This is a genomic window from Desulfoscipio sp. XC116 (assembly GCF_039851975.1).
GTDB lineage: Bacteria > Bacillota > Desulfotomaculia > Desulfotomaculales > Desulfallaceae > Sporotomaculum.
The window spans coordinates 92,017-111,381 of the sequence record NZ_CP156660.1 but is presented as its reverse complement, the minus strand read 5'-3'; the positions used below and the strand labels follow the sequence as shown (position 1 = coordinate 111,381).

At 45.3% G+C, this 19,365-nt stretch carries 18 protein-coding genes and 1 other annotated feature; of the genes, 6 read left to right on the top strand and 12 right to left on the bottom strand.

Annotated elements, in window-relative coordinates:
* The first annotated feature begins 31 nt into the window (after nt 1-31).
* The 4 genes from ilvB to ABDB91_RS00520 all read left to right on the top strand — a co-directional run bounded on the left by ilvB (nt 32) and on the right by ABDB91_RS00520 (nt 4,227).
* Nucleotides 32-1,708 carry a biosynthetic-type acetolactate synthase large subunit gene (ilvB, locus tag ABDB91_RS00535; protein ID WP_347489631.1) on the top strand — a complete coding sequence of 559 codons (1,677 nt, stop codon included), beginning with the start codon at nt 32-34 and terminating at the stop codon, nt 1,706-1,708.
* A 1-nt stretch (nt 1,709) separates the two neighbouring features.
* Complete coding sequence (locus ABDB91_RS00530; protein WP_347489630.1) at nt 1,710-2,006, top strand: ACT domain-containing protein; 297 nt, start codon at nt 1,710-1,712, stop codon at nt 2,004-2,006.
* A gap of 184 nt (nt 2,007-2,190) precedes the next feature.
* A complete protein-coding gene (dxs, locus tag ABDB91_RS00525) occupies nt 2,191-4,056 on the top strand; it encodes a 1-deoxy-D-xylulose-5-phosphate synthase (protein ID WP_347489629.1) in 1,866 nt (621 codons plus the stop codon).
* 45 nt (nt 4,057-4,101) lie between these two features.
* Complete coding sequence (locus ABDB91_RS00520) at nt 4,102-4,227, top strand: hypothetical protein (protein WP_347489627.1); 126 nt, start codon at nt 4,102-4,104, stop codon at nt 4,225-4,227.
* 133 nt (nt 4,228-4,360) lie between these two features.
* On the opposite strand, the gene ABDB91_RS00515 is transcribed toward ABDB91_RS00520, so the two are convergent.
* The 9 genes from ABDB91_RS00515 to ABDB91_RS00475 all read right to left on the bottom strand — a co-directional run bounded on the left by ABDB91_RS00515 (nt 4,361) and on the right by ABDB91_RS00475 (nt 12,547).
* Nucleotides 4,361-5,992, bottom strand: a complete 1,632-nt coding sequence (locus ABDB91_RS00515; protein WP_347489625.1) for a CAP domain-containing protein — start codon at nt 5,990-5,992, stop codon at nt 4,361-4,363.
* 313 nt (nt 5,993-6,305) lie between these two features.
* Nucleotides 6,306-6,698, bottom strand: coding sequence for a hypothetical protein (locus ABDB91_RS00510; RefSeq protein WP_347489623.1), 393 nt, complete (start codon nt 6,696-6,698; stop codon nt 6,306-6,308).
* Between the two features lie 47 nt (nt 6,699-6,745).
* Nucleotides 6,746-7,747 carry a hypothetical protein gene (locus ABDB91_RS00505; protein ID WP_347489621.1) on the bottom strand — a complete coding sequence of 334 codons (1,002 nt, stop codon included), beginning with the start codon at nt 7,745-7,747 and terminating at the stop codon, nt 6,746-6,748.
* A gap of 57 nt (nt 7,748-7,804) precedes the next feature.
* Nucleotides 7,805-8,680: a sporulation peptidase YabG gene (yabG, locus tag ABDB91_RS00500; protein WP_347489619.1), complete on the bottom strand. Its 876-nt coding sequence runs from the start codon at nt 8,678-8,680 to the stop codon at nt 7,805-7,807.
* 216 nt (nt 8,681-8,896) lie between these two features.
* Nucleotides 8,897-9,367 (bottom strand): ribonuclease H-like YkuK family protein, encoded by a 471-nt coding sequence (locus tag ABDB91_RS00495; protein ID WP_347489617.1) that lies wholly within the window; start codon nt 9,365-9,367, stop codon nt 8,897-8,899.
* A 20-nt stretch (nt 9,368-9,387) separates the two neighbouring features.
* The gene (gene rsmA / locus ABDB91_RS00490; RefSeq protein ID WP_347489615.1) at nt 9,388-10,254 is read right to left on the bottom strand and encodes a 16S rRNA (adenine(1518)-N(6)/adenine(1519)-N(6))-dimethyltransferase RsmA; all 867 of its coding nucleotides are present in this window, start codon (nt 10,252-10,254) and stop codon (nt 9,388-9,390) included.
* A gap of 97 nt (nt 10,255-10,351) precedes the next feature.
* Entirely contained in the window at nt 10,352-11,347 is a 996-nt protein-coding gene (locus ABDB91_RS00485; protein WP_347489613.1) for a ubiquitin-like domain-containing protein, read from the bottom strand.
* 551 nt (nt 11,348-11,898) lie between these two features.
* Nucleotides 11,899-12,309 carry a DUF4351 domain-containing protein gene (locus ABDB91_RS00480; RefSeq protein WP_347489611.1) on the bottom strand — a complete coding sequence of 137 codons (411 nt, stop codon included), beginning with the start codon at nt 12,307-12,309 and terminating at the stop codon, nt 11,899-11,901.
* A complete protein-coding gene (locus tag ABDB91_RS00475; protein WP_347489609.1) occupies nt 12,263-12,547 on the bottom strand; it encodes a PD-(D/E)XK nuclease family transposase in 285 nt (94 codons plus the stop codon). The genes ABDB91_RS00480 and ABDB91_RS00475 overlap by 47 nt, the downstream gene beginning before the upstream one ends.
* A 711-nt stretch (nt 12,548-13,258) precedes the next feature.
* On the opposite strand from ABDB91_RS00475, the gene ABDB91_RS00470 reads away from it, so the two are divergent.
* A complete protein-coding gene (locus ABDB91_RS00470) occupies nt 13,259-15,106 on the top strand; it encodes a methyl-accepting chemotaxis protein (RefSeq protein ID WP_347489607.1) in 1,848 nt (615 codons plus the stop codon).
* A 236-nt stretch (nt 15,107-15,342) separates the two neighbouring features.
* Here ABDB91_RS00470 and cobO read toward each other — a convergent pair whose 3' ends face one another.
* The 3 genes from cobO to metG form a co-directional block, all read right to left on the bottom strand.
* A complete protein-coding gene (cobO, locus tag ABDB91_RS00465) occupies nt 15,343-15,879 on the bottom strand; it encodes a cob(I)yrinic acid a,c-diamide adenosyltransferase (protein WP_347491488.1) in 537 nt (178 codons plus the stop codon).
* Between the two features lie 233 nt (nt 15,880-16,112).
* Complete coding sequence (locus ABDB91_RS00460; RefSeq protein ID WP_347489605.1) at nt 16,113-16,934, bottom strand: TatD family hydrolase; 822 nt, start codon at nt 16,932-16,934, stop codon at nt 16,113-16,115.
* Nucleotides 16,934-18,493: a methionine--tRNA ligase gene (metG, locus tag ABDB91_RS00455; RefSeq protein WP_347489603.1), complete on the bottom strand. Its 1,560-nt coding sequence runs from the start codon at nt 18,491-18,493 to the stop codon at nt 16,934-16,936. The genes ABDB91_RS00460 and metG overlap by 1 nt, the downstream gene beginning before the upstream one ends.
* Before the next feature lie 120 nt (nt 18,494-18,613).
* Nucleotides 18,614-18,866 (bottom strand) — a binding site (T-box leader).
* 210 nt (nt 18,867-19,076) lie between these two features.
* Between metG and ABDB91_RS00450 the strand changes: the two genes are divergently transcribed.
* A complete protein-coding gene (locus tag ABDB91_RS00450; RefSeq protein WP_006523169.1) occupies nt 19,077-19,343 on the top strand; it encodes an AbrB/MazE/SpoVT family DNA-binding domain-containing protein in 267 nt (88 codons plus the stop codon).
* The last annotated feature ends 22 nt before the right edge of the window (nt 19,344-19,365 follow it).

Below are 19,365 nucleotides of genomic sequence, written 5' to 3'. Positions count from 1 at the left end.
ATACTAAAGTACATATTAGGGAGATGAATTTATGAAATACAATGGAGCGCAAATTATAGTAAAACTACTTGAGAACCAAGGGATTAAGATAATAGCGGGTATTCCGGGGAGCTCAAATTTACCGCTTTATGATGCCTTAGCAAAAAGCGGCATCCAGCATATTCTTGCACGCCACGAACAAGGAGCAGGGTTTATCGCACAAGGGATTGCGCGGTCAACAGGGAATGTGGCGGTCGCAATTACCACCTCCGGCCCGGGTGCAACAAATATCATAACAGCAATCGCTGATGCAAAGCTTGATTCAATTCCGATAGTGATTATCACAGGACAGGTTGCAACCTCAATAATTGGAACCGACGCGTTTCAGGAGGTTGATACTTATGGTATCACGATACCGATAACAAAGCATAATTTCATTGCTAAATCAGCAAAGGAGCTTCTTTTTTTGATCCCGGAGGCTTTCACAATCGCTTCGTCCGGAAGGCCCGGACCTGTCGTTGTCGATGTGCCGAGAGACATTCAGCTTGAAACAGTGGACGTAGAAGAATGGCCCAACCCCGGAAAACCGATTGATATATCTATTCAAAATAAGAATGACGGTTTGAACAAAATCGCAGCAGCCATAAACAAATCCCCAAGGCCTATTCTCTACGCAGGCGGTGGTATCATTCATGCAAATGCATCAAGATACTTAATCTCGTTTGTGGAAAAGAATAGTATTCCAGTTGTGACAACGCTGCTTGCGCTTGGTACTATTCCGCATTCGCATCCCCTGAACCTTGGCATGCTTGGTATGCATGCGGAACGATATACGAACATGGCAATGAATGAAGCGGATCTTATTATTGCTGTCGGAAGCAGATTTGACGATCGTGCTACAGGCAAACTTTCGGAATTTTGCCCAAATGCAAAGGTTATTCATATTGACATTGATTGTGCTGAAATCAATAAGAACAGAAAGGCGGAATACTCGATCGTCGGAGATGCCAAAGAGGTATTGATTGAACTTAGGAGATTGATTGAAGATAACCGCAGGACGCCTTGGTTGCAGGAGATATTAAATATTAAGAACTCCTACCCCTCGATAGGAATATATGATGATCCGTTCAGTCCATATCAAATAATCCGCAAAACAGCAACTTTGCTTCCGGATGATGCTATCATCGCCACAGATGTTGGTCAACATCAGATGTGGGTCGCACAGGCTTATCCTTTTGAAAAACCAAGAACACTTCTTACATCAGGCGGACTTGGTACAATGGGATTCGGGTTGCCGGTGGCAATCGGAGCAAGTATAGCAAACCCAAAGCGAAAAGTCGTATGCTTCAGTGGCGACGGTTCAATTCTGATGAATATTCAGGAGCTTACAACAGCCGCAGATTTAGGCTGCAATCTTACGATTTTTGTTTTCAAGAATCAGCATCTAGGGCTTGTCAGGCAACAGCAGGAGCTATTCTACAACAATAACCTCATGGCGAGCAAGTTTAAAACGAATCCAGATTTTGCTTTATTGGCAAAGGGATTTGGGATTGATAGCATTGATGTCAAAAAGGATACGGATCCTAAAGATTTGGAAAATGCGCTTCGGATGGGTGTGCAATGCAAAAAGCCTATGCTCATTAATATCCCGATCCATCATGCAGAAAAAGTATTTCCTATGGTTCCTCCGGGCGAAGGGAATACTACAATGTTATGGAAGGAGCAATAGAATGACAAAGGGAGTTATTATCGTTTTGACTGTAAACAACTATCCTGGGGTCATGTCGCGCATTACAGAGCTTTTTTCAGGAAGGAATTACAATCTTGATGGTATTTTATGTGCGCCTATTGAAGACGGGAGTAAAAGTCGCATGTATCTGTTAGTGAATGAAGATAAACGACTCAGCATGATTTTAGCACAGCTTGGTAAGTTATATGATGTTAAAACCGTGTCTATTTGTGACGAATGCGACCGTGGCGTTTTTGATAGATTACATAGTATTGTTGGTTTCAATAATCGTCAGTGACAATGCTCTATGATTAAATAAGCAGGATAATTGATAAGTTAAATAAGTTTGAATACGTTGATGTCCGTAAATGGAATACTGAAGGCTCTTGCAAGCATTGAAATGTTCTTAAAACTTTTAATTGGAAAAATAAGTTATATGTAATTTTAAACCTAAGCGAAACTGAAAGTAAGGTGAAACCTATTTGGCTAACCTTTTATCCAAAGTTAATTCGCCAGATGATATTAAAAAACTTAATCTGGAAGAGATTACTAAACTGGCAGATGAGATAAGAATGTTTTTAATTGATAAGGTATCTAAAACCGGAGGCCATCTTGCTTCCAACTTAGGTGTGGTAGAGCTAACACTGGCTTTACACCGGGTGTTCAATTCACCTTCCGATAAGATCGTCTGGGATGTCGGCCATCAGACTTATGTTCACAAAATTATAACCGGACGAAAGAACAAATTTCATACGCTCAGGAAATTAGACGGATTATCGGGATTTCCAAAGGTTAATGAAAGTAAACATGATGTTTTCAATACAGGGCATAGCAGCACCTCTATTTCCGCTGCTCTTGGAATTGCAAGAGCAAGGGATTTAAAAAAAGAAAACTACTCGGTGATATCTATTATAGGAGATGGAGCTCTAACAGCGGGAATGGCGTTTGAAGCATTGAATGATGCGGGACGGTTTTCTAATAATTTTATCCTAATATTAAACGACAATGAAATGTCTATTTCAAAGAATGTAGGGGGCTTATCCAGTTATCTTAGTAAGATTAGGACAGAACCATTTTATTTCAAAGTTAAAGAAAATATTGGTTTTTTGTTAAATAAAATACCTCTTATCAATAAAAGTGCTACTCAAGTTCTTGGTAGGCTTAAAGGCTCTATTAAATACATGATAATGCCTGGTATAATATTTGAAGAACTGGGTTTTAAGTATTTAGGCCCTATTGATGGACACAATATAATGGAGATTGAAAAGGTTTTATCAAGGGCAAAGAAAATAAAAGGACCAGTTTTTGTGCATATATGCACACGAAAGGGAAGAGGATATATCTATGCTGAGGAAAATCCTCATATCTTTCACGGCATAGCTCCCTTTGAGATTGAGACGGGGAAAATCATTGCGAACTGTGGTTCCGGTTATTCAGAAATATTCGGTCGGGAACTTACAAAAATAGCCCAAAATAACGATAGCATTGTAGCCATTTCAGCAGCAATGCCCCATGGTACAGGGCTTGATCTTTTCTCAAAGAAGTTTCCCGAGAGATTTTTTGATGTGGGAATAGCAGAACAACACGCTGTTACATTGGCAGCTGGTCTTGCCACAAACGGCATGAACCCTGTTGTTGCGCTGTACTCTTCATTTTTACAGAGAGCATATGACCAGGTGATGCACGACGTAGCTCTTCAGAACCTTCATGTGGTTTTTGCAATTGACAGAGCCGGAATTGTGGGGGAAGACGGTGAAACTCATCATGGTATTTATGATATATCTTTCTTAAGCCATATACCAAATATGACCATATTGGCGCCCTGCGATTATAATGATTTTGCCAAGATGTTAAAATACGCACTTGAAGAGCATAAAGGGCCAGTTGCCATAAGGTATCCCAGAGGAAAAGGATCGGATAAGCTTGTTGAAACGCCGCCTCTCATATACGGGCAATCACTTCTTTTGCGGGAAGGTACTAATGTAACCATTGCGGCGGTTGGAAATAAAGTAGAGACAGCACTGCTCGTTGCAGATATGCTGGAAAAAATGAATTTTACCTGTGATATTATATATTCAAGATTCATAAAGCCAATTGATGAAAAACTTATTCTAAATTCAGCGGGTAAGACAAGGTTTCTCGTAACCATTGAGGATAATGCTTTAACCGGTGGGTTTGGAAGCAAGGTTCTTGAGACTATGAGCAGGAGAGGAATAAATATAAAATCAAAAATGTTCGGATATCCCGACCACTTCATTGCCCACGGTTTGATAAATGAGCTTCAAAGCATATACAGACTTGATGCTCAATCAATAGTAAAAGAAGTGAGCGCAGGTCTTCTCAAATAGCACATGACCCAGACTATTTAATTCCTTTAATAAAGGAGTAGTTATATGGAACAGTTGTTTGACGCTCCGGCTGACGATTACGACGGCTGGTACTTGGCTCCGGCGGGCCGGTTTGCCGACCAGGTGGAAAAAGAAGCGTACTGGACTATCCGAAGATTAAAGATGGCATGATCATGCTGGATATCAGCTCCAACAGCAGTTCTTGGGGACCCGCTGTTTACATTTAGCAACCAAAAGAGGCTGCGGCACTACGAGCTTATAGCTCGCGGTGCAACAGCCCCTTCACACAGCCGGATATTATTATTTACGGCTGTATAAACATTTGCACAAACATTTTGCCGTAAGGTCCGCCATCGACAATCCCTATACCCACCTCGGTGAAGTTGGTATTTAGTATGTTTTTCCTATGGCCCGAGGAATTCATCAGGTTTTGATGGGCCGTACCGACAGCGGAGGCACCGGCCAGATTTTCACCTGCGTAGCCGTACCGAATACCAAACTGCTTCATCATGTCAAAGGGTGAGCCATATGTTGGCGAAGTATGGCTGAAGTAATTTTTGCTTATCATATCCTGAGCCTTTAGGCTGGCCAACTTAACCAACTCATTATTAACCTTTAATGGGGCTGCCCCGTACTTGGCTCTTTCCTCGTTAACCAGTTGGAACATTTTCTGTTCGTCGGACGTCATAGAAGTAACATTGGATCCGTTACCGGGCTGTGGCGTCGGTTGTGGAGTTGGTTCAGGTTCAGGTTCAGGCTCGGGCTGCGGTGCCGGCGCAGGATCGGGCCGCGGTGTCGGGGTCGGGCTGGTATTGCGCTGCCCCCCTGTAAACAACTGCACAAAATATTTTTGATTGCCTTTACTCTGCACAGCAATACCGACACGATCAAAGCTTGTGTTTAATATATTGGCCCGGTGGCCGCTGGAATTCATCAGACCGTCGTGGGCCCGCTGAACCGATGGTGCCATGGCCAAATTCTCACCGGCGTAATTGTATTTGATACCGGCAGCCCGCAGCATATCAAAGGGTGAACCATAGGTTGGTGATGTATGGCTGAAATAATTGTTTTCTGCCATATCCTCGGCCTTTAAACGGGCCTGCTGCAGCAGTGCGCTGTCAAATTGCAGCGGACTCAGGCCCCGCCGGGTCCTTTCCCGGTTAACCAAATCAAGCATCTGCCGCTCGTCGGCCGACATACCGGAAGCGGGCCGCGGGTCCGGTACAGGAGCCGGTTCGGGCTGATCGTCCGCTCCGTTTTCTTCGTCGGCATCCGGGGTTTGCGACTGATTTTGATCCGCGCTGTCAATAAAGATTTCCACCACATAATAGCAACTGCCCGCCGGTTCCACCGCTACTCCTACGCGATCATAAGCGGGATTTAAAATACGGTTTTTTAGCGTGCTGTTGTATCGCATAAACGATGTATGAGCCGACTCGGCGCTGCCGGCACGGGTCAGGTTTTCGCCAACCGCATGATACTGCACCTTGGCCTCGTTTAACATATCATTCACAGTACCGTAAATGGGGGAGCGTGACCCCAGATATTTTTTCTCCGCCATATCCTTGGCTTTCAGCCGGGCCAGTACGGTCAACATATTGTCCGCTGCCACCGGCTCAAGGCCTGCTTTATCCCGCTCATCATTAATCAGGTTAAACAATTGGTTGGCCTCAACTGATAATTCGCTTCCTTCCACGCTGCCCACTACCATCGGCAAACCAAAAGCAACATCTTGCCCGTTCACGCCCACCTTGTCCACCGGAGACTCATCCGTGACTGCCATTTCACCCAATGACAACATTTCCGCTGCCGTTAAGTTGTCGCCATCTGCATCCACTGGACTGTCCGCAGCCCAAACAGGCCCGGTCAGCAATAAAACCGCCGCTAATAAAACCAATACAGGGATCAATGCTATCTTTTTGTTTTGTGCATGCAACTTGTTAACTCTCCCCTTTCTTGTGGATACCTCTTTTTTGGAAACATACTCGCTAACATTTAAAGTATGCCTGTCCAGTGTCTGGCCGGCTGATATTAATAATACCAATATGATTTAAGTCTAGCAATTTGGCTAAATTAAGGTTATCCCCCATAAATTATGTTAAATTAATAGTTTCTGGGGCGAGGTTTTTATTGGCGCAAAATAACTGCTATATGGTATAGGTAACCAATAGACCGGTGCCGGGTGTTGAAAGGTTGAAGACTTTTAATCTTTCAACCTTTAACACCCGGCACCACGGGAAGTTGCCTCTCTACCCCGGTGAGTAAAGGACGGCGCCCACGCCTTCAGTTAAGGCCAGACACGCCACCTTACCATCCTGGTCGTCAAAAAAACAGGTTAAAATAAACAATTTATTTTTCAATCCTTTTTTAAAGCGCTGCAGCATGAGCTCATCCAAATTACTAAGTGTTTCCAAGGCCATACCGGAACCCCTCAATATCAATGTATAAAGCCCGTCGGTTTGCTTCAGAAAACTGATGCTGCAGCGCGGGTTGCCTTTTTTTTCGCGGGCCAGCTTATCAATTAACCGCAAGTAGCTTTCCGCCACCTTCAGTGCGTCTTCCTTGCTTGGCAAGCGGGGGCCGATGGCCGGAATATCATTAAAAAAAGTGAGAGCTACATCGCTGGTCTGGTAAACCTTCACGTTCGAACCTCCCCCGGCAACATATACTGTTGGCCCCCGTTTAGCAACTAAAATTCCACTTCCAATAGTTTAAGTACATTTTGAATACGATTAAATATACAGTGTGAATCCGAGCCGGCAAATAAAAGGCCCACTGCTTTGTTTTCTTTGTTTAAAATCAGCGAACCACTATCACCCGGCTGGCACATTACATCGGCCACCACCTGGTCACTAAACCAACCGGATTCATCGTCGGAAAGTTCAACCCTTAACGTAACTCCCATAGCAGTGACCACCCCGGAGGTAACCCCGGTGGTTCGGCCGCTTTTTTGCACCCATGTACCCTCCTGAACTTCACCTACCCCGGAAACCGAACCGAGCTCTACTATTTCTTCACCGATCAGACTATTATTCATCGGCCTGGCCACGGCACAGTCCACTACATTAGTGGAACGGCTATATTTATAAAAGCGCATTTCATACGTTGGCCGTATCAGTTTAATAAACCGATTGCCAATACCCGCCACACCGGCCGCCACCGGACAATCAGATTGCTGCGAAGTCCTGATCAGCGGAATAAACCTCACCAGTTCAGCAATTTTATCACTTTGTTTTCCCCCGTCATAAGGGCCCGGCTGCAAAATGGCATCGCCTGCCTTGGCCCGACCGTCACTTCCGCTTGAACCGTTGGCCAGTATATGATTATTGGATAAAATAAACTTTTCACCGGTATGTTTATCTTTAACCACAGCCCCCAAAGTACCCGCGCTGATTTTATAATGACCGACACTGCTGCCGGGAAAAGCGGGGCGCATTTTCATAACCCTATCCAATAAGCGTACCCGTCCTATTTCAACCACATCGGTGTCTAATCCATCTAGCTCTCCCGGCACCTTCTGATTGCGGCGCAGGCTTACCGCGGATACCTTTTTATTTACAAAAACAACAATCGCCGGCTTATCGGTACGGGTCATCCCCACCCGCTTATATCCCACTCCTATACCAACAACATTGGGCATTTGCAAAATACGCCCACGAACCTTATCAAGAACGCGATAATACTTTTCCATAGCCACACCTCCTCTACTGATGCCATGTTATGCATGCCAATAAGAAAGGGTTACCGTCTAATAAGGCGAACGTGGCACTCCCATACGGTATTTCCCTCTGGTTTCCATTCCTCCAACACCATCAAATCCGGTTATTGTGGATAAAATAATCTCCCTCAGACTTATGGGATCATAGATGGATGTGTAGGCGATCTTTTCCATTACAAACACGGGGTCAAAGGCATGGATCAACACCCGTTGGGGAGAGCTGGCAAAGTTTGCCCCGGCCTCAAGCAGCGACTCATAATGAGACTGACAGGCACCGGCAAATATCACCAGGTCATCCCGGCTTTTCTCATATCGCCGGGCCTCCTGCACAGCGGCTACAAAATGGCCTGAGTTGTGGTAGTTGGCAATGTCTGAAAAATCCTTAATATCTTTCTTAAAACCATCATGTCCGGTAAGCACCAGTAAATCCGGCCGGTGCTTCAGCAATAAATCATATACTTTTTGCGCTTGCCGGCTTTCCGCAATGTTAAATCCGTTGGCGGGAATTTGCAGCTGCCGGTACGTGGTCATGCATAAGTCAAGATATTCACCGTCACCATCGATGTGCAATACCCGTCCCGGCACATCAAAGCTATCCAATTCCTCTGCCTCCGTGCCGGGCAATGAACGCATCAATGTTCTTTCCCGGTCCTTCTGGCGGCGCATAAAAACTCTGCGCATGGCCTCGTGGTTTTTGGTCATGGTCATGCGCCAGTAATCCGCAATTTTCCCGGGTTCTATTTTTACCAGATCGGTGAGCGGTGCATTGGCACAAAGCCTCATATCCAAACCATTTAAACGGGCCATTGAATTTCCGAATTTATCATTATGAATTTCCATCACCTTAAAATAGACATCCATACCATATGACTTTCGCCCTACCACATCACCAACTTTTATATCCAATTAATCAGCCCCCATTGTTTTTTCTACATGTTATGAAATAGCAGGGCAAAGGTGTGAATAGCCGTAAAATAAAAAAAGCCTGGAGGCAGGCTTTTATTTATAAAACTAACCGGACAGCTTTATGTATATAAACCTTAAATTGGATATCACAGAACTCCAACAATAACGACCTATATCTTGATATCCCGATACACACATAACTATTTAAAGCTAATTTCACTTGGTATACTTATCCGCCACAGAAGAAGCGCCGTAGGCATCGGGTTTAATTTTGGCCTGAAAGCCACTGCCGACAACCATACCCACTACTTCTTTAATCAAGTCGCGGGTTTCACCTTGGACACCCACGTCAATATGTACCTCAACCGGCATTTCGGCAAAACCGCTTTCAGAAAAATATTCCGCTATTTTGCCACCCAACTCCAGACTGAGGGCTGTTTCATAAAATATCTTTTGCCGCAGACTTCTTATCTTACGCTGCACTTTCTTACGATAATAGTACCTGGCCCCTTTGCCCAGGCGGTGCACCACAACGGCGGTAACAAAACAGGTTTCATCCCTGACCATGGAGTCGGTTCCGATAATAATTTTATAAGATGAACTGGGCAGACCGCTGATATAGTCGATAACATCATTCATCATTTCTATAAATGACAGCTTCCCCTTGGAAGGACTGATAAAGAACAATTAGTCCATCTCCTTTTATATTACCTGCATTGATCATAGACATCAGCCAGGCGAGCGAACTCCCGTAAGTTTAATGTTTCACCCCGGCGCACCGGGTCAATTTCAGCCTGCCGCAAAATATTAAGCCACTTATCTCTGGAAAATTCCTTATTCAAATTGCCCAATGCATTAAGCAATGTTTTGCGCCTCTGCTGAAAGGCCGCCCTGACCAGGGCAAAGTAAACTTGCTCATTTTTAACGCAAACTGCCGGACTTTTTCTTACCGTCATACTTATTACGGCCGAATCTACTTCGGGGCGTGGCAGAAACACGGTGCGGGGCACTTTAAAGGCCAATTCCACCACCGCGTAATAGTTGGCGGCCACAGTGAGGGCCCCATAATCTTTGGCACCCGGGGAAGCAATAAGCCGCCGGGCCACCTCCTCCTGCACCATAACAATTATTTTACGGGCGCCCAAATGCCCTTCCAATAAATGCATAATTAAGGGAGTGGTAATATAATACGGCAAATTAGCCACCACCTTGTATCCATTGGCCGGGGCGCCGGCCCGCTCCCGCACCAGTCGATCAAAGTCGGTTTTTAGAGCATCCGCCTCCACCAACGTAATATTATCCAAACCATCCAAAGTTTCCGCCAGCAATGGAAATACGGTGCGGTCAATTTCCACGGCTACCACCCGCCGGGCCTTCTGTGCCAAGCGATAGGTAAGCGCCCCCACCCCCGGGCCGATTTCGACTACTACATCCATGTTGCTCAACTCAGCAGCATTTAATATTTTATTTATAATATTACCGTCAACAAGAAAGTTCTGACCAAATTTTTTTTTGATCCTGAATTGATGCTGTTCCAATAAAGCCCTTACTACCCTGGGTGATGCAGGGTCCATAATGTACCCCCTCCCTGTCGCGAATTTATATCACTGTTATATATCATACCAGTTTAGACAAAAAAAATAAAAAGGAGGAGCGCAAGCCCCTCACATTTTATTCAAGCAGGTATACTTTTACTGTACGTCTTCCCCAGCTGACGGCCTGGCTGTGGCTTTCCAGAAAAACATCAATTCTGCTTCCTTTAATGCTCCTTCCCTTATCCATTGCCCTGCCGTAACCGTACCCTTCCACATAAAGCCGGCTTCCCATGGGTATTACCGACGGGTCAACCGCAACAACCCCCACATGGGGACTAATCCCGGTAGAAGTATTATTTCCGGTATGGGAATAGGCGGTAGCTACCATATCATAAGCACGGGAAAACCTAATAGTATTGCCGCCCCTGTTAACAGTTTGCATAGTCCCCACCCGAACCACCCGATCCACAGGTACTTCCAATACACTACTGGCCAAAAGATTTTTTTCCATCTTTTCACCGTTTTTATATACTATTTCCCACATCTTCTTTTCCAATCCTTCGCGACCGCTGTTGATAACCCGGACAACTCCCCTGAACAATGTAGCGTCATTCTCCCGCTGGATTCGGTAGGGGATAGGTGCTTTTTCCTCAATTACCCGGGTAGTAATTCGGTCCACTTGAATACGGGCTTCTTTATCCAACCGGGTCGAAAGTCCGGGGGTAACCACATCCCGCTCTCCAAGCACCACGCCTTTTTCCTTGAGCACCTCGCCAACTGTTTCAGCCGAACTGATTAATTGGTATTGTTCTGTGCCCACTTGCAGCTGCACCGGCACGGCCCGGCGCACTTTGACCGTCATACCGTCATTCAGGACAGTTGCCGGAACCGGAGATACCCTGTCCTTTTCCTTAAGAACAATGCCATTTTCATTTAAAAGCCCATTGACATCATTATGAAAAGTATGCACCTGATATTGTTTACCGTCTACCAGCAAATTAACTTCCTTTTTGGCCCCCTGGTAAGCTGAAATGATAGCCATAACCAACAGTGCTATAGCCAATAAAGCTGCCGCAACTCTGCCATCAAAGAAGTTGTCGGGCGAAGTGCGTTCCGCTGCATTATTGTTCAAAATAATAATTATCCCTCCTTCAAAAACCGCATAACACGGCTTGCAATAACCACTTAATTAATCTGTAAAGAATTCATACTTTTAACATATGCTGAAATCGTTTAATCAATTAAATTAATTAGAGACTATCATCATCGGTAACACTTGGCCTAATATATATTCGCCACATACTGCCTTTTTCCTGCCACGCTAGTTAAATTGTAAAACACGTCCATCTGTGCATTATTTGCTCTGTACAAACCCCGGCATTCAATACTTTACCACTTTTTACAGCACTTGAAAAGCCTCCCAGTTAAAAAATGACAAAAATTAAACAGCCGCACTAAGGCAACTGTTTAATTCCGCAAAGATATATAACTCAACTTTCAATGACTGGTTTTAGGGTGCACAATTAGTACATTGAACGCCACTACCTTACTTCCGGAAAAAAACATACTTAAAAATAAATACTATGCCCATATTTGATGACCAAGAAGGCTCACAACCCCGCCGCCCATATAAGGATCGTAAACCTCCTTTGCGTTTTTAACCGCCAAGGCCGGATCTTGGTTTTAATTTAAAAACTTTAAAATGTCATCAGGAGTCCGCAAATCGAAAATCTCCTCCCCAATCGTATCCAGAACCGCATCGTCGGCGCCCATTAACAGCGTCTGCAAATCCTTCGGCAGGCGGTTGCCGAACCGTTTGGAAAGCTGCTTAATTAATAAATCAGCCTTGCCTTCAACTTTTCCTTTTTCCATACCCTTCAACTCGGCATATTTGATTCTGGAAATGGCATCCAGTCTGGCCTTTTCCCGTGCATAGGCTTTTTGCCGCAACCTTTCATCGGCGCTTATTTCTTCCAGCATATCCATGGCTATAGCTAATTCCTCCTTCCGGCCCATTAATTTTTGGAGTAAATCTTTGCCGTCCGATTTATGGGCGTTTTTCATAAAGGTCAGCCAATATTCCAGCGGGTTCATTTCTCCCGGAGGTGTCTTTTATGTCCAGAATGGAGCTTTTGTCGTCTGGATATTCTTTGTAATTAAAAGGGTTCAAGTGGGTTATCGAGATTATTTTTTCATCTCCGCATAAACCCAGCAATGAATTGAGCAGGTCAATGAGAATAATTCTGCTCCTTGGTTCTTCCCGGGCAAAAAGCGCTTTAAATACCAGGTCGTTTAAAGGGCTTAAGAGGTTTCCCGTTTGTTCCGCGGTCATAGTTGCCAACCACCGGCTCTCTGTTTATTTCTTAGGCATATTATATCCATTGCCGCAGTTTTTTGAAAGAGGCGCTCGGGTATTGGGCTGATTAATTTTGCGCAAGGGGATTATTTGATTATGCTTGGGTAAAAAGGGTATTGCATTAGTACTACAGCGTAAATTACTTTTTGGCCCCCTGGTAAGCTGAAATGATAGCGCCATAGGCAACAGTGCCACATACTTCCTTTTTCCTGCCACGCTGGTTAAATTGTAAAACACGTCCATCTATGCGTTATTTGCTCTGTACAAACCCCGGCATTTAATGCTTTACCACTTTTTACAGCATTTGAAAAGCTTCCCAGTTAAAAAATAACAAAAATTAAAAAGCCGACTAAGGCAACTGTTTAATTCTGCAAAGGTATCCAACTCAACTTTCAATGCGCCCAAGTCCGGTTTTTAACAGTTTTAGATGCATATACAACAGTCAATACCGGACCATCCGCTCACTAATTCAAATATTTTTAATATTTTGCTTATTTAAAGTTTATAATTTATGGTAATATATTATAAGTTAACAACAGGAATTTACATTTTTCGCCAAATACTGTTGTTAACTAAGCACTAAAATAGGGAGGAGGGTGTTGGGAACATAAAATTAACATCAGGAATGGTGATTTATTATGTATTGATATCCGCTATTAGACAAGACAAAAAAAGAGGGGGTATTTAATGAAAAGTTTGAAATTAAAGATAATTTTTATAATCAGTATAGCCACCATGACTATTTTGACAACGGTATCATTTATTAATTATAACAAAGCCGCCAACATACTTATGGCGGAGGTTTCCAATGCCGCCGCCAAAAACGCGGATTTTAACGCCAAGATCATTAACCAATGGCTTGATGGAATTATGAAGGATATAAATAACAGAGCCGCAGGTGCAACTGTAAAAAGTTTGGACCCGGACATCTACCTGCCGGTATTAAAGCGAGTTCAGGAAGCCAACGAAGAATATGAATATTTATATGCCACGGACCAAACCGGTAACGGTATCGGTACCAATGACGTACCGGTGGATATCTCTGATCGGGACTATTATTCCAAAGCATTAAACGGCGAAACAGTGATTACAGACCCCATCATCAGCAAAGCCACCGGAAACCAAGTAATTGCAGTGGTTGCCCCTGTTTATAAAGATGATGATAATTCACCGGACGGGTTGGTTGGCGTTACTGTGGAACTGGATTATCTGGAACGGGTTGTTAAAGATATGCAGCTGGGCGGCACAGGCTACGGCTTTATCCAGGGTAATGACAATATAACCATCGCCCACCCCGACACTCAATTTGTAAACAATAAAAAATTAATGGAAACAAGCGATACCGAACTAAAACAACTTCTTCAAAAGATGAACAGCGATGAAAACGGATATGGTTTTTACTCTCATCAGGGGGCTGATAAGATGCTTGCCTTTGCTCCGATTGAGTTAAGCAATTGGTCGGTGGCCCAATCAGCAAACGTTGAGGATATTATGGAACCGTTAACCGGCATAAGAAATATGAGCATTATCGTAAACATAGCCGCCATGATTATGATGATGCTCATTGCAGCCGCTATTGCCCATGTTATATCAAAACCCATTATTAATTTAAGCCAGGTTGCCGAAACCATCGCCGAAGGAGACCTTACCCCAAAGATCACCCAGACCCGCAGTCGGGATGAAATCAGTGTTTTAATAACTGCTTTCAGCAAAATGGTAAATAATTTAAAAGCAGTGATAGCAAATATCCAGAGCACTTCCGATCAACTGGCCTCACACAGCCAGGAACTGGCCGCCTCTAGTGAGCAAGTAAGCGCCACAGTTGAAGAGGTAGCTAATACAACCAACGAGGTGGCCACAACCTCCACCCAGGGTGCCGAAAATGCCGAAGAAGCCACCAAAGAATCCCAGCAAGTTCACCTTATTGCCCGGCAAGGAAACCAAGCAGTTAAAAATATCGTCGAAAAAATTGCCTTGATAGCCGATGTATCCAACAATGCTTCTGAAGCAGTTCAAAAGCTGGGACAACAATCCAACCAAATAGGGGAAATTATCAATACAATTACCGGCATAGCAGATCAAACCAATCTTTTAGCATTAAATGCGGCCATTGAGGCGGCCCGGGCCGGTGAACATGGGCGTGGCTTTGCGGTGGTGGCCGAAGAAGTGCGTAAACTTGCCGAACAATCGGCCAACGCCGCTCATAAAATAACTGATTTAATAAAAGATATCCAGGTTGGAGTAAATACAGCTGTAGAGGCTATGGATAGGGGCATGCAGGAAGTTAATGAAGGGGTTATATTATCGAATAATGCCGGGACTTCATTGGAACAAATAATCAATGCGGTGGAAAAGAACACACTGGTTATTAGAGAGTTGGCCGATGTTGCATGGCAATCAAATGAAGGAACACAACAGCTTACCACCGCTAATGAACAAATTGCTTCATCCATCCAACAGGTTTCCAGTGCCACTCAGGAACTGGCTAACATTGCTACGGAACTTAATCAAGCAGTAGCCAGGTTTAAGATTTAAAACCCTCATTGCAAGTGCCAAGTACTAAATTGTCCGGAGCAAGTCGGCGGGGCTAATGCCTTCCAACTTGCTCCGCCCTCGGGCGACGGGCCGGCTATTATATCCGGCATCTGTCAACTCAAGGGCAACACCTTATTTGTTTAACCATATTTTATTGATCTGTATTCGTTTCACAACCAAATGGTATATCGGCCAATTTTTTAGCTCCCTTATTAATATGGGCAGTGAAACAATCGTTAAAATTCAATACCCTTTTGGGCGGATATGCCTTTGGCAAAGGGGTGCTTCACTTCTTTCATTTCCGTTACCAGATCGGCCAATTCCACTACCTCATCAGCTGCGTTACGCCCGGTAAGCACCAGATGCACGCCGGGCGGTTTGCTGCGGATGATATCCAGCACATCCGCCAAGTCCACCAGCCCGTAGTGTACAGCATAGTTTATTTCATCCAGGATGATCATATCGGCGGCCCCCTCCCGCACAGCCTTTCGGGCCTCTTGCAGGGCGTTTTGGGCCGCTGTCCGGTGCACCTCCATACCATCTTCACCGGAACCTTTGATAAACCCTTCCCCCATTTGCCGCATTACAAAGTTGGAACCTAGTTTTTCCACCGCCTTCAGTTCACCGTATTTCCAGCCGCCCTTGATAAATTGCAAAACCAATACCTTCATACCCTGGCCCCAGGCCCTTAGGGCCATACCCAGCGCCGCGGTGGTTTTACCCTTGCCGTTTCCTGTGAATACCAGTGTCAACCCCCTGGCAGCGTCCGACATTCCTTCTAACAAATCAGTCCCCCCTTATCTTTTCAACGCGTCAATCTTACACAAGTGTCATCGCAAGTAATCCCCATAGCGTCAACAATCAAATATAAGACGGCCACGCCGCTTAGCTCCTCGCAAATGACAGGCCAAAGCATCTTCCCTGCTCTAAAGCCATACTTTTCATGGCAACATGGGAGTAAGATTAGATGGTACTCTCACTTATAAAAATAGCGCACTTACGCCAACTAAATCAGGTTAAACAGCCTCCTTGCGTTGGCGGTGGTAACTTGGGCCAGTTCCCCGAGAGATATATCCCGCAACACGGCAATGTGTTCAGCCACATACCGCACATAGGCCGGCTCATTGCGCCTCCCTCTAAATGGCTCGGGAGCCAGAAAGGGGCAATCTGTTTCTATAAGCAAGCGGTCTGCAGGCACTCGTACGGCAATTTCTTTTAACTTGGGAGCTTTTTTAAAAGTCACCGGCCCGGCCAAGGAAATGTAAAAACCCATCTCCATGGCCTGTTGGGCCACTTCCCAACTGCCACTGAAACAATGCATTACTCCACCGGCAGGACTGATGCCGTCCCGCCGCAAAATATCCAACAAGTCGCCATAAGCTTCCCGCACATGAATAATCACCGGTATGTTTAGTTCCCGCACTAAAGCCAGCTGTTCCCGAAAAACTTGCTGCTGTACCGGACGTGGCGAAAGATCCCGATAATAGTCCAGGCCTATTTCACCCAGTGCCGCCACCCGAGGATGACGGGCCAGGTCAGCCAGCCGGGCCAGGTAATCCGCCGCCACGCTCCCGGTATCGTGCGGATGCACCCCCACCGCGGCCACAATACCGGTACGGCTTTTCGTCATGGCTACCGCTTTTTCCGATGAATCAACATCATAACCCACACACATGGCCCGGGCAACCCCGGCCTGGGCCATGCGGCTAAATACCCGGTCAAGGTCGTCAGCAAATTGTTCATCATAAAGGTGAACGTGAGTGTCAAAAAGTTCCACCGAACTTGCAGTCTCTGTCCGACCGTCAGGCAAACCTGTCTGTAAATCCATTACGCTTCCCCCAAAGCAGCCGGGTCAATGCGCGGAAACAGCGGTTCCCCGCGTTTGAGTACCGCACCGCCCGGCAGCTTGCCCCACTGCAGCGACTCCCAGGTATACAGGTGCGGCTGCCCCTCAATGCCCAGAAGCGGCCAGGCCCGCCCGGGCAGCCCGGGCATAAACGGCGCTGCCATTACAGTGGCAAAACGCAATGTCTCGGCCACATTATACAGCACCGTGTTTAAGCGGCCCTGCTTGGCCGGATCCTTGGCCAGCGCCCAAGGCGCGGTTTCTTCCAGGTATTTGTTGGCCCGGCCCACCAAACGCAATATAGCCGCCAGAGCATTGGAGATTTCCCGGCGATTCATAAGCTCCTCTACCTCCGACGGGGTATTACGGGCCAGCTCCAGCAACTCCTCATCCGGGCCCTCGAGGGCCTCCTCCGGTGTTTCCAAGCGCCCTTTAAAATACTTATTTACCATAGCGCAGGTACGGTTGAATAAATTGCCGAAATCATTGGCCAGGTCGACATTGATACGGTGTACCAGCGCCTCCTCCGAGTAAATAACATCCGCACCCAGAGGCATTTCCCGCAGCAGGTAATAGCGGATAGCATCCACGCCGTACTTGTCGATAAGCACCAGCGGGTCCACTACATTGCCTTTGGACTTGCTCATCTTACCGCTGTCCAACAGCACCCAGCCATGTCCCACCACCTGCTTGGGCAGGGGCAATTCCAAAGCCATAAGTATAATGGGCCAGATAATAGTGTGAAAGCGAACGATATCTTTACCCACCAAATGAATATCGGCCGGCCAGAACTTTTGGTATAAGGTATCGTCTTCCTCACCGTACCCCAACGCTGAAATATAATTGGTCAAAGCATCCACCCACACGTAAATGATATGTTTTTTATCAAATGGTACTGTAATTCCCCAGTCAAAGGTGGTACGGGACACACAAAGGTCTTCGAGCCCACTCTTAATAAAGCTGACCATTTCATTGCGCCGGGAGGCAGGCTGGATAAAATCAGGATTTTCCTCAATATACTTGAGCATGCGGTCGGCATACTTGGACATCTTAAAGAAATAGCTTTCCTCCTCCAGCGGTTCAACTGAACGGCCACAATCCGGACAGTTGCCCTTCTCCAGGCGCGCCTCGGTCCACAATGTTTCGCAGGGTGTACAGTACCAACCCTTGTAGCCGGCCTTATAAATATCCCCCTGATCATATAATTTCTGAAAAACTTTCTGCACCACTTTTTTGTGTCTGTCTTCCGTGGTGCGAATAAAATCATCGTAACTAATATTTAAATTGCTCCAGAGATTTTTAAAACCCGCAACAATTTTGTCCACATATTCCAAGGGTGTTTCACCCCGCTCACGGGCCGAGCGTTCTATTTTCTGACCATGCTCGTCGGAGCCCGTTAAAAACCAGACCTCATGACCGGTCAGTTTTTTAAATCTGGCCATGGCATCGGCTGCCACCGTGGTATAAGCGTGTCCAATATGCAAGTTGTCACTTGGGTAATAAATTGGCGTTGTTATGTAAAAAGTTTTCTTTGCTTCCATACTTTTCTCCTCCTAATAATCCTAAAATTTTCAATCCGGCATCACTTTTTACACCATCGGTTATTTAAGGTCTTGCTCCTGATTTAAAAAAGCCATACAATAAATAACGCCCCCGGCTTAACCAGGGGCGAAAACTATTTCCGCGTTACCACCCTTATTTCACCTTTTCTATCGAAAAGGTCTCACTAAGGTACGGGGAACTGCTATCCCGATACCTCAAGCTTGATAACGGCGCTTAACCCGGTACGGTCTACTTGCGAATTCAACCGACGGCTCCGGAGCCATGTTCAATACGGTTTCCCCGGTGGGCTTGCACCAACCCCACTCGCTGATCGGTTCCTCCGCATTTACTCCTCTCCATCATGACCTGTATCGACATAATGATTTTAAAGTAATGATGTCTATCTTGTCAAGTTTTCCCTAAAACAATAATTTTTATACAATAAAAACCAAGTTTTTATAAAAAAAGTGTTGACTTTTACTGCCATCATTGGTACCATTTACTTGTGCATTAAAATCAATTTATGTCGAATAATGCATTATTTAGCTACTAAAATAATGCGTGCTGAGGGGAGGGAAAGACTTGAAATCTACTGGTATTGTTAGAAAAGTGGACGAGCTGGGCCGCGTGGTAATTCCTATTGAATTACGTCGTACTCTCGGTATTGATGAAAAAGATGCTTTGGAAATCTATGTTGATGCCGAAAAAATAATTTTAAAGAAATATGAGCCCGCTTGCGTATTCTGCGGCAACGCCGCCGACGTACAGCATTACAAGGGCAAGCTGGTTTGTCGAAATTGCGCTTTAGCCATGTTTGAAAATGTAAAAGAAGAGGTTAAAGCCATGTAACAGCAGGATACATAAGCCAATG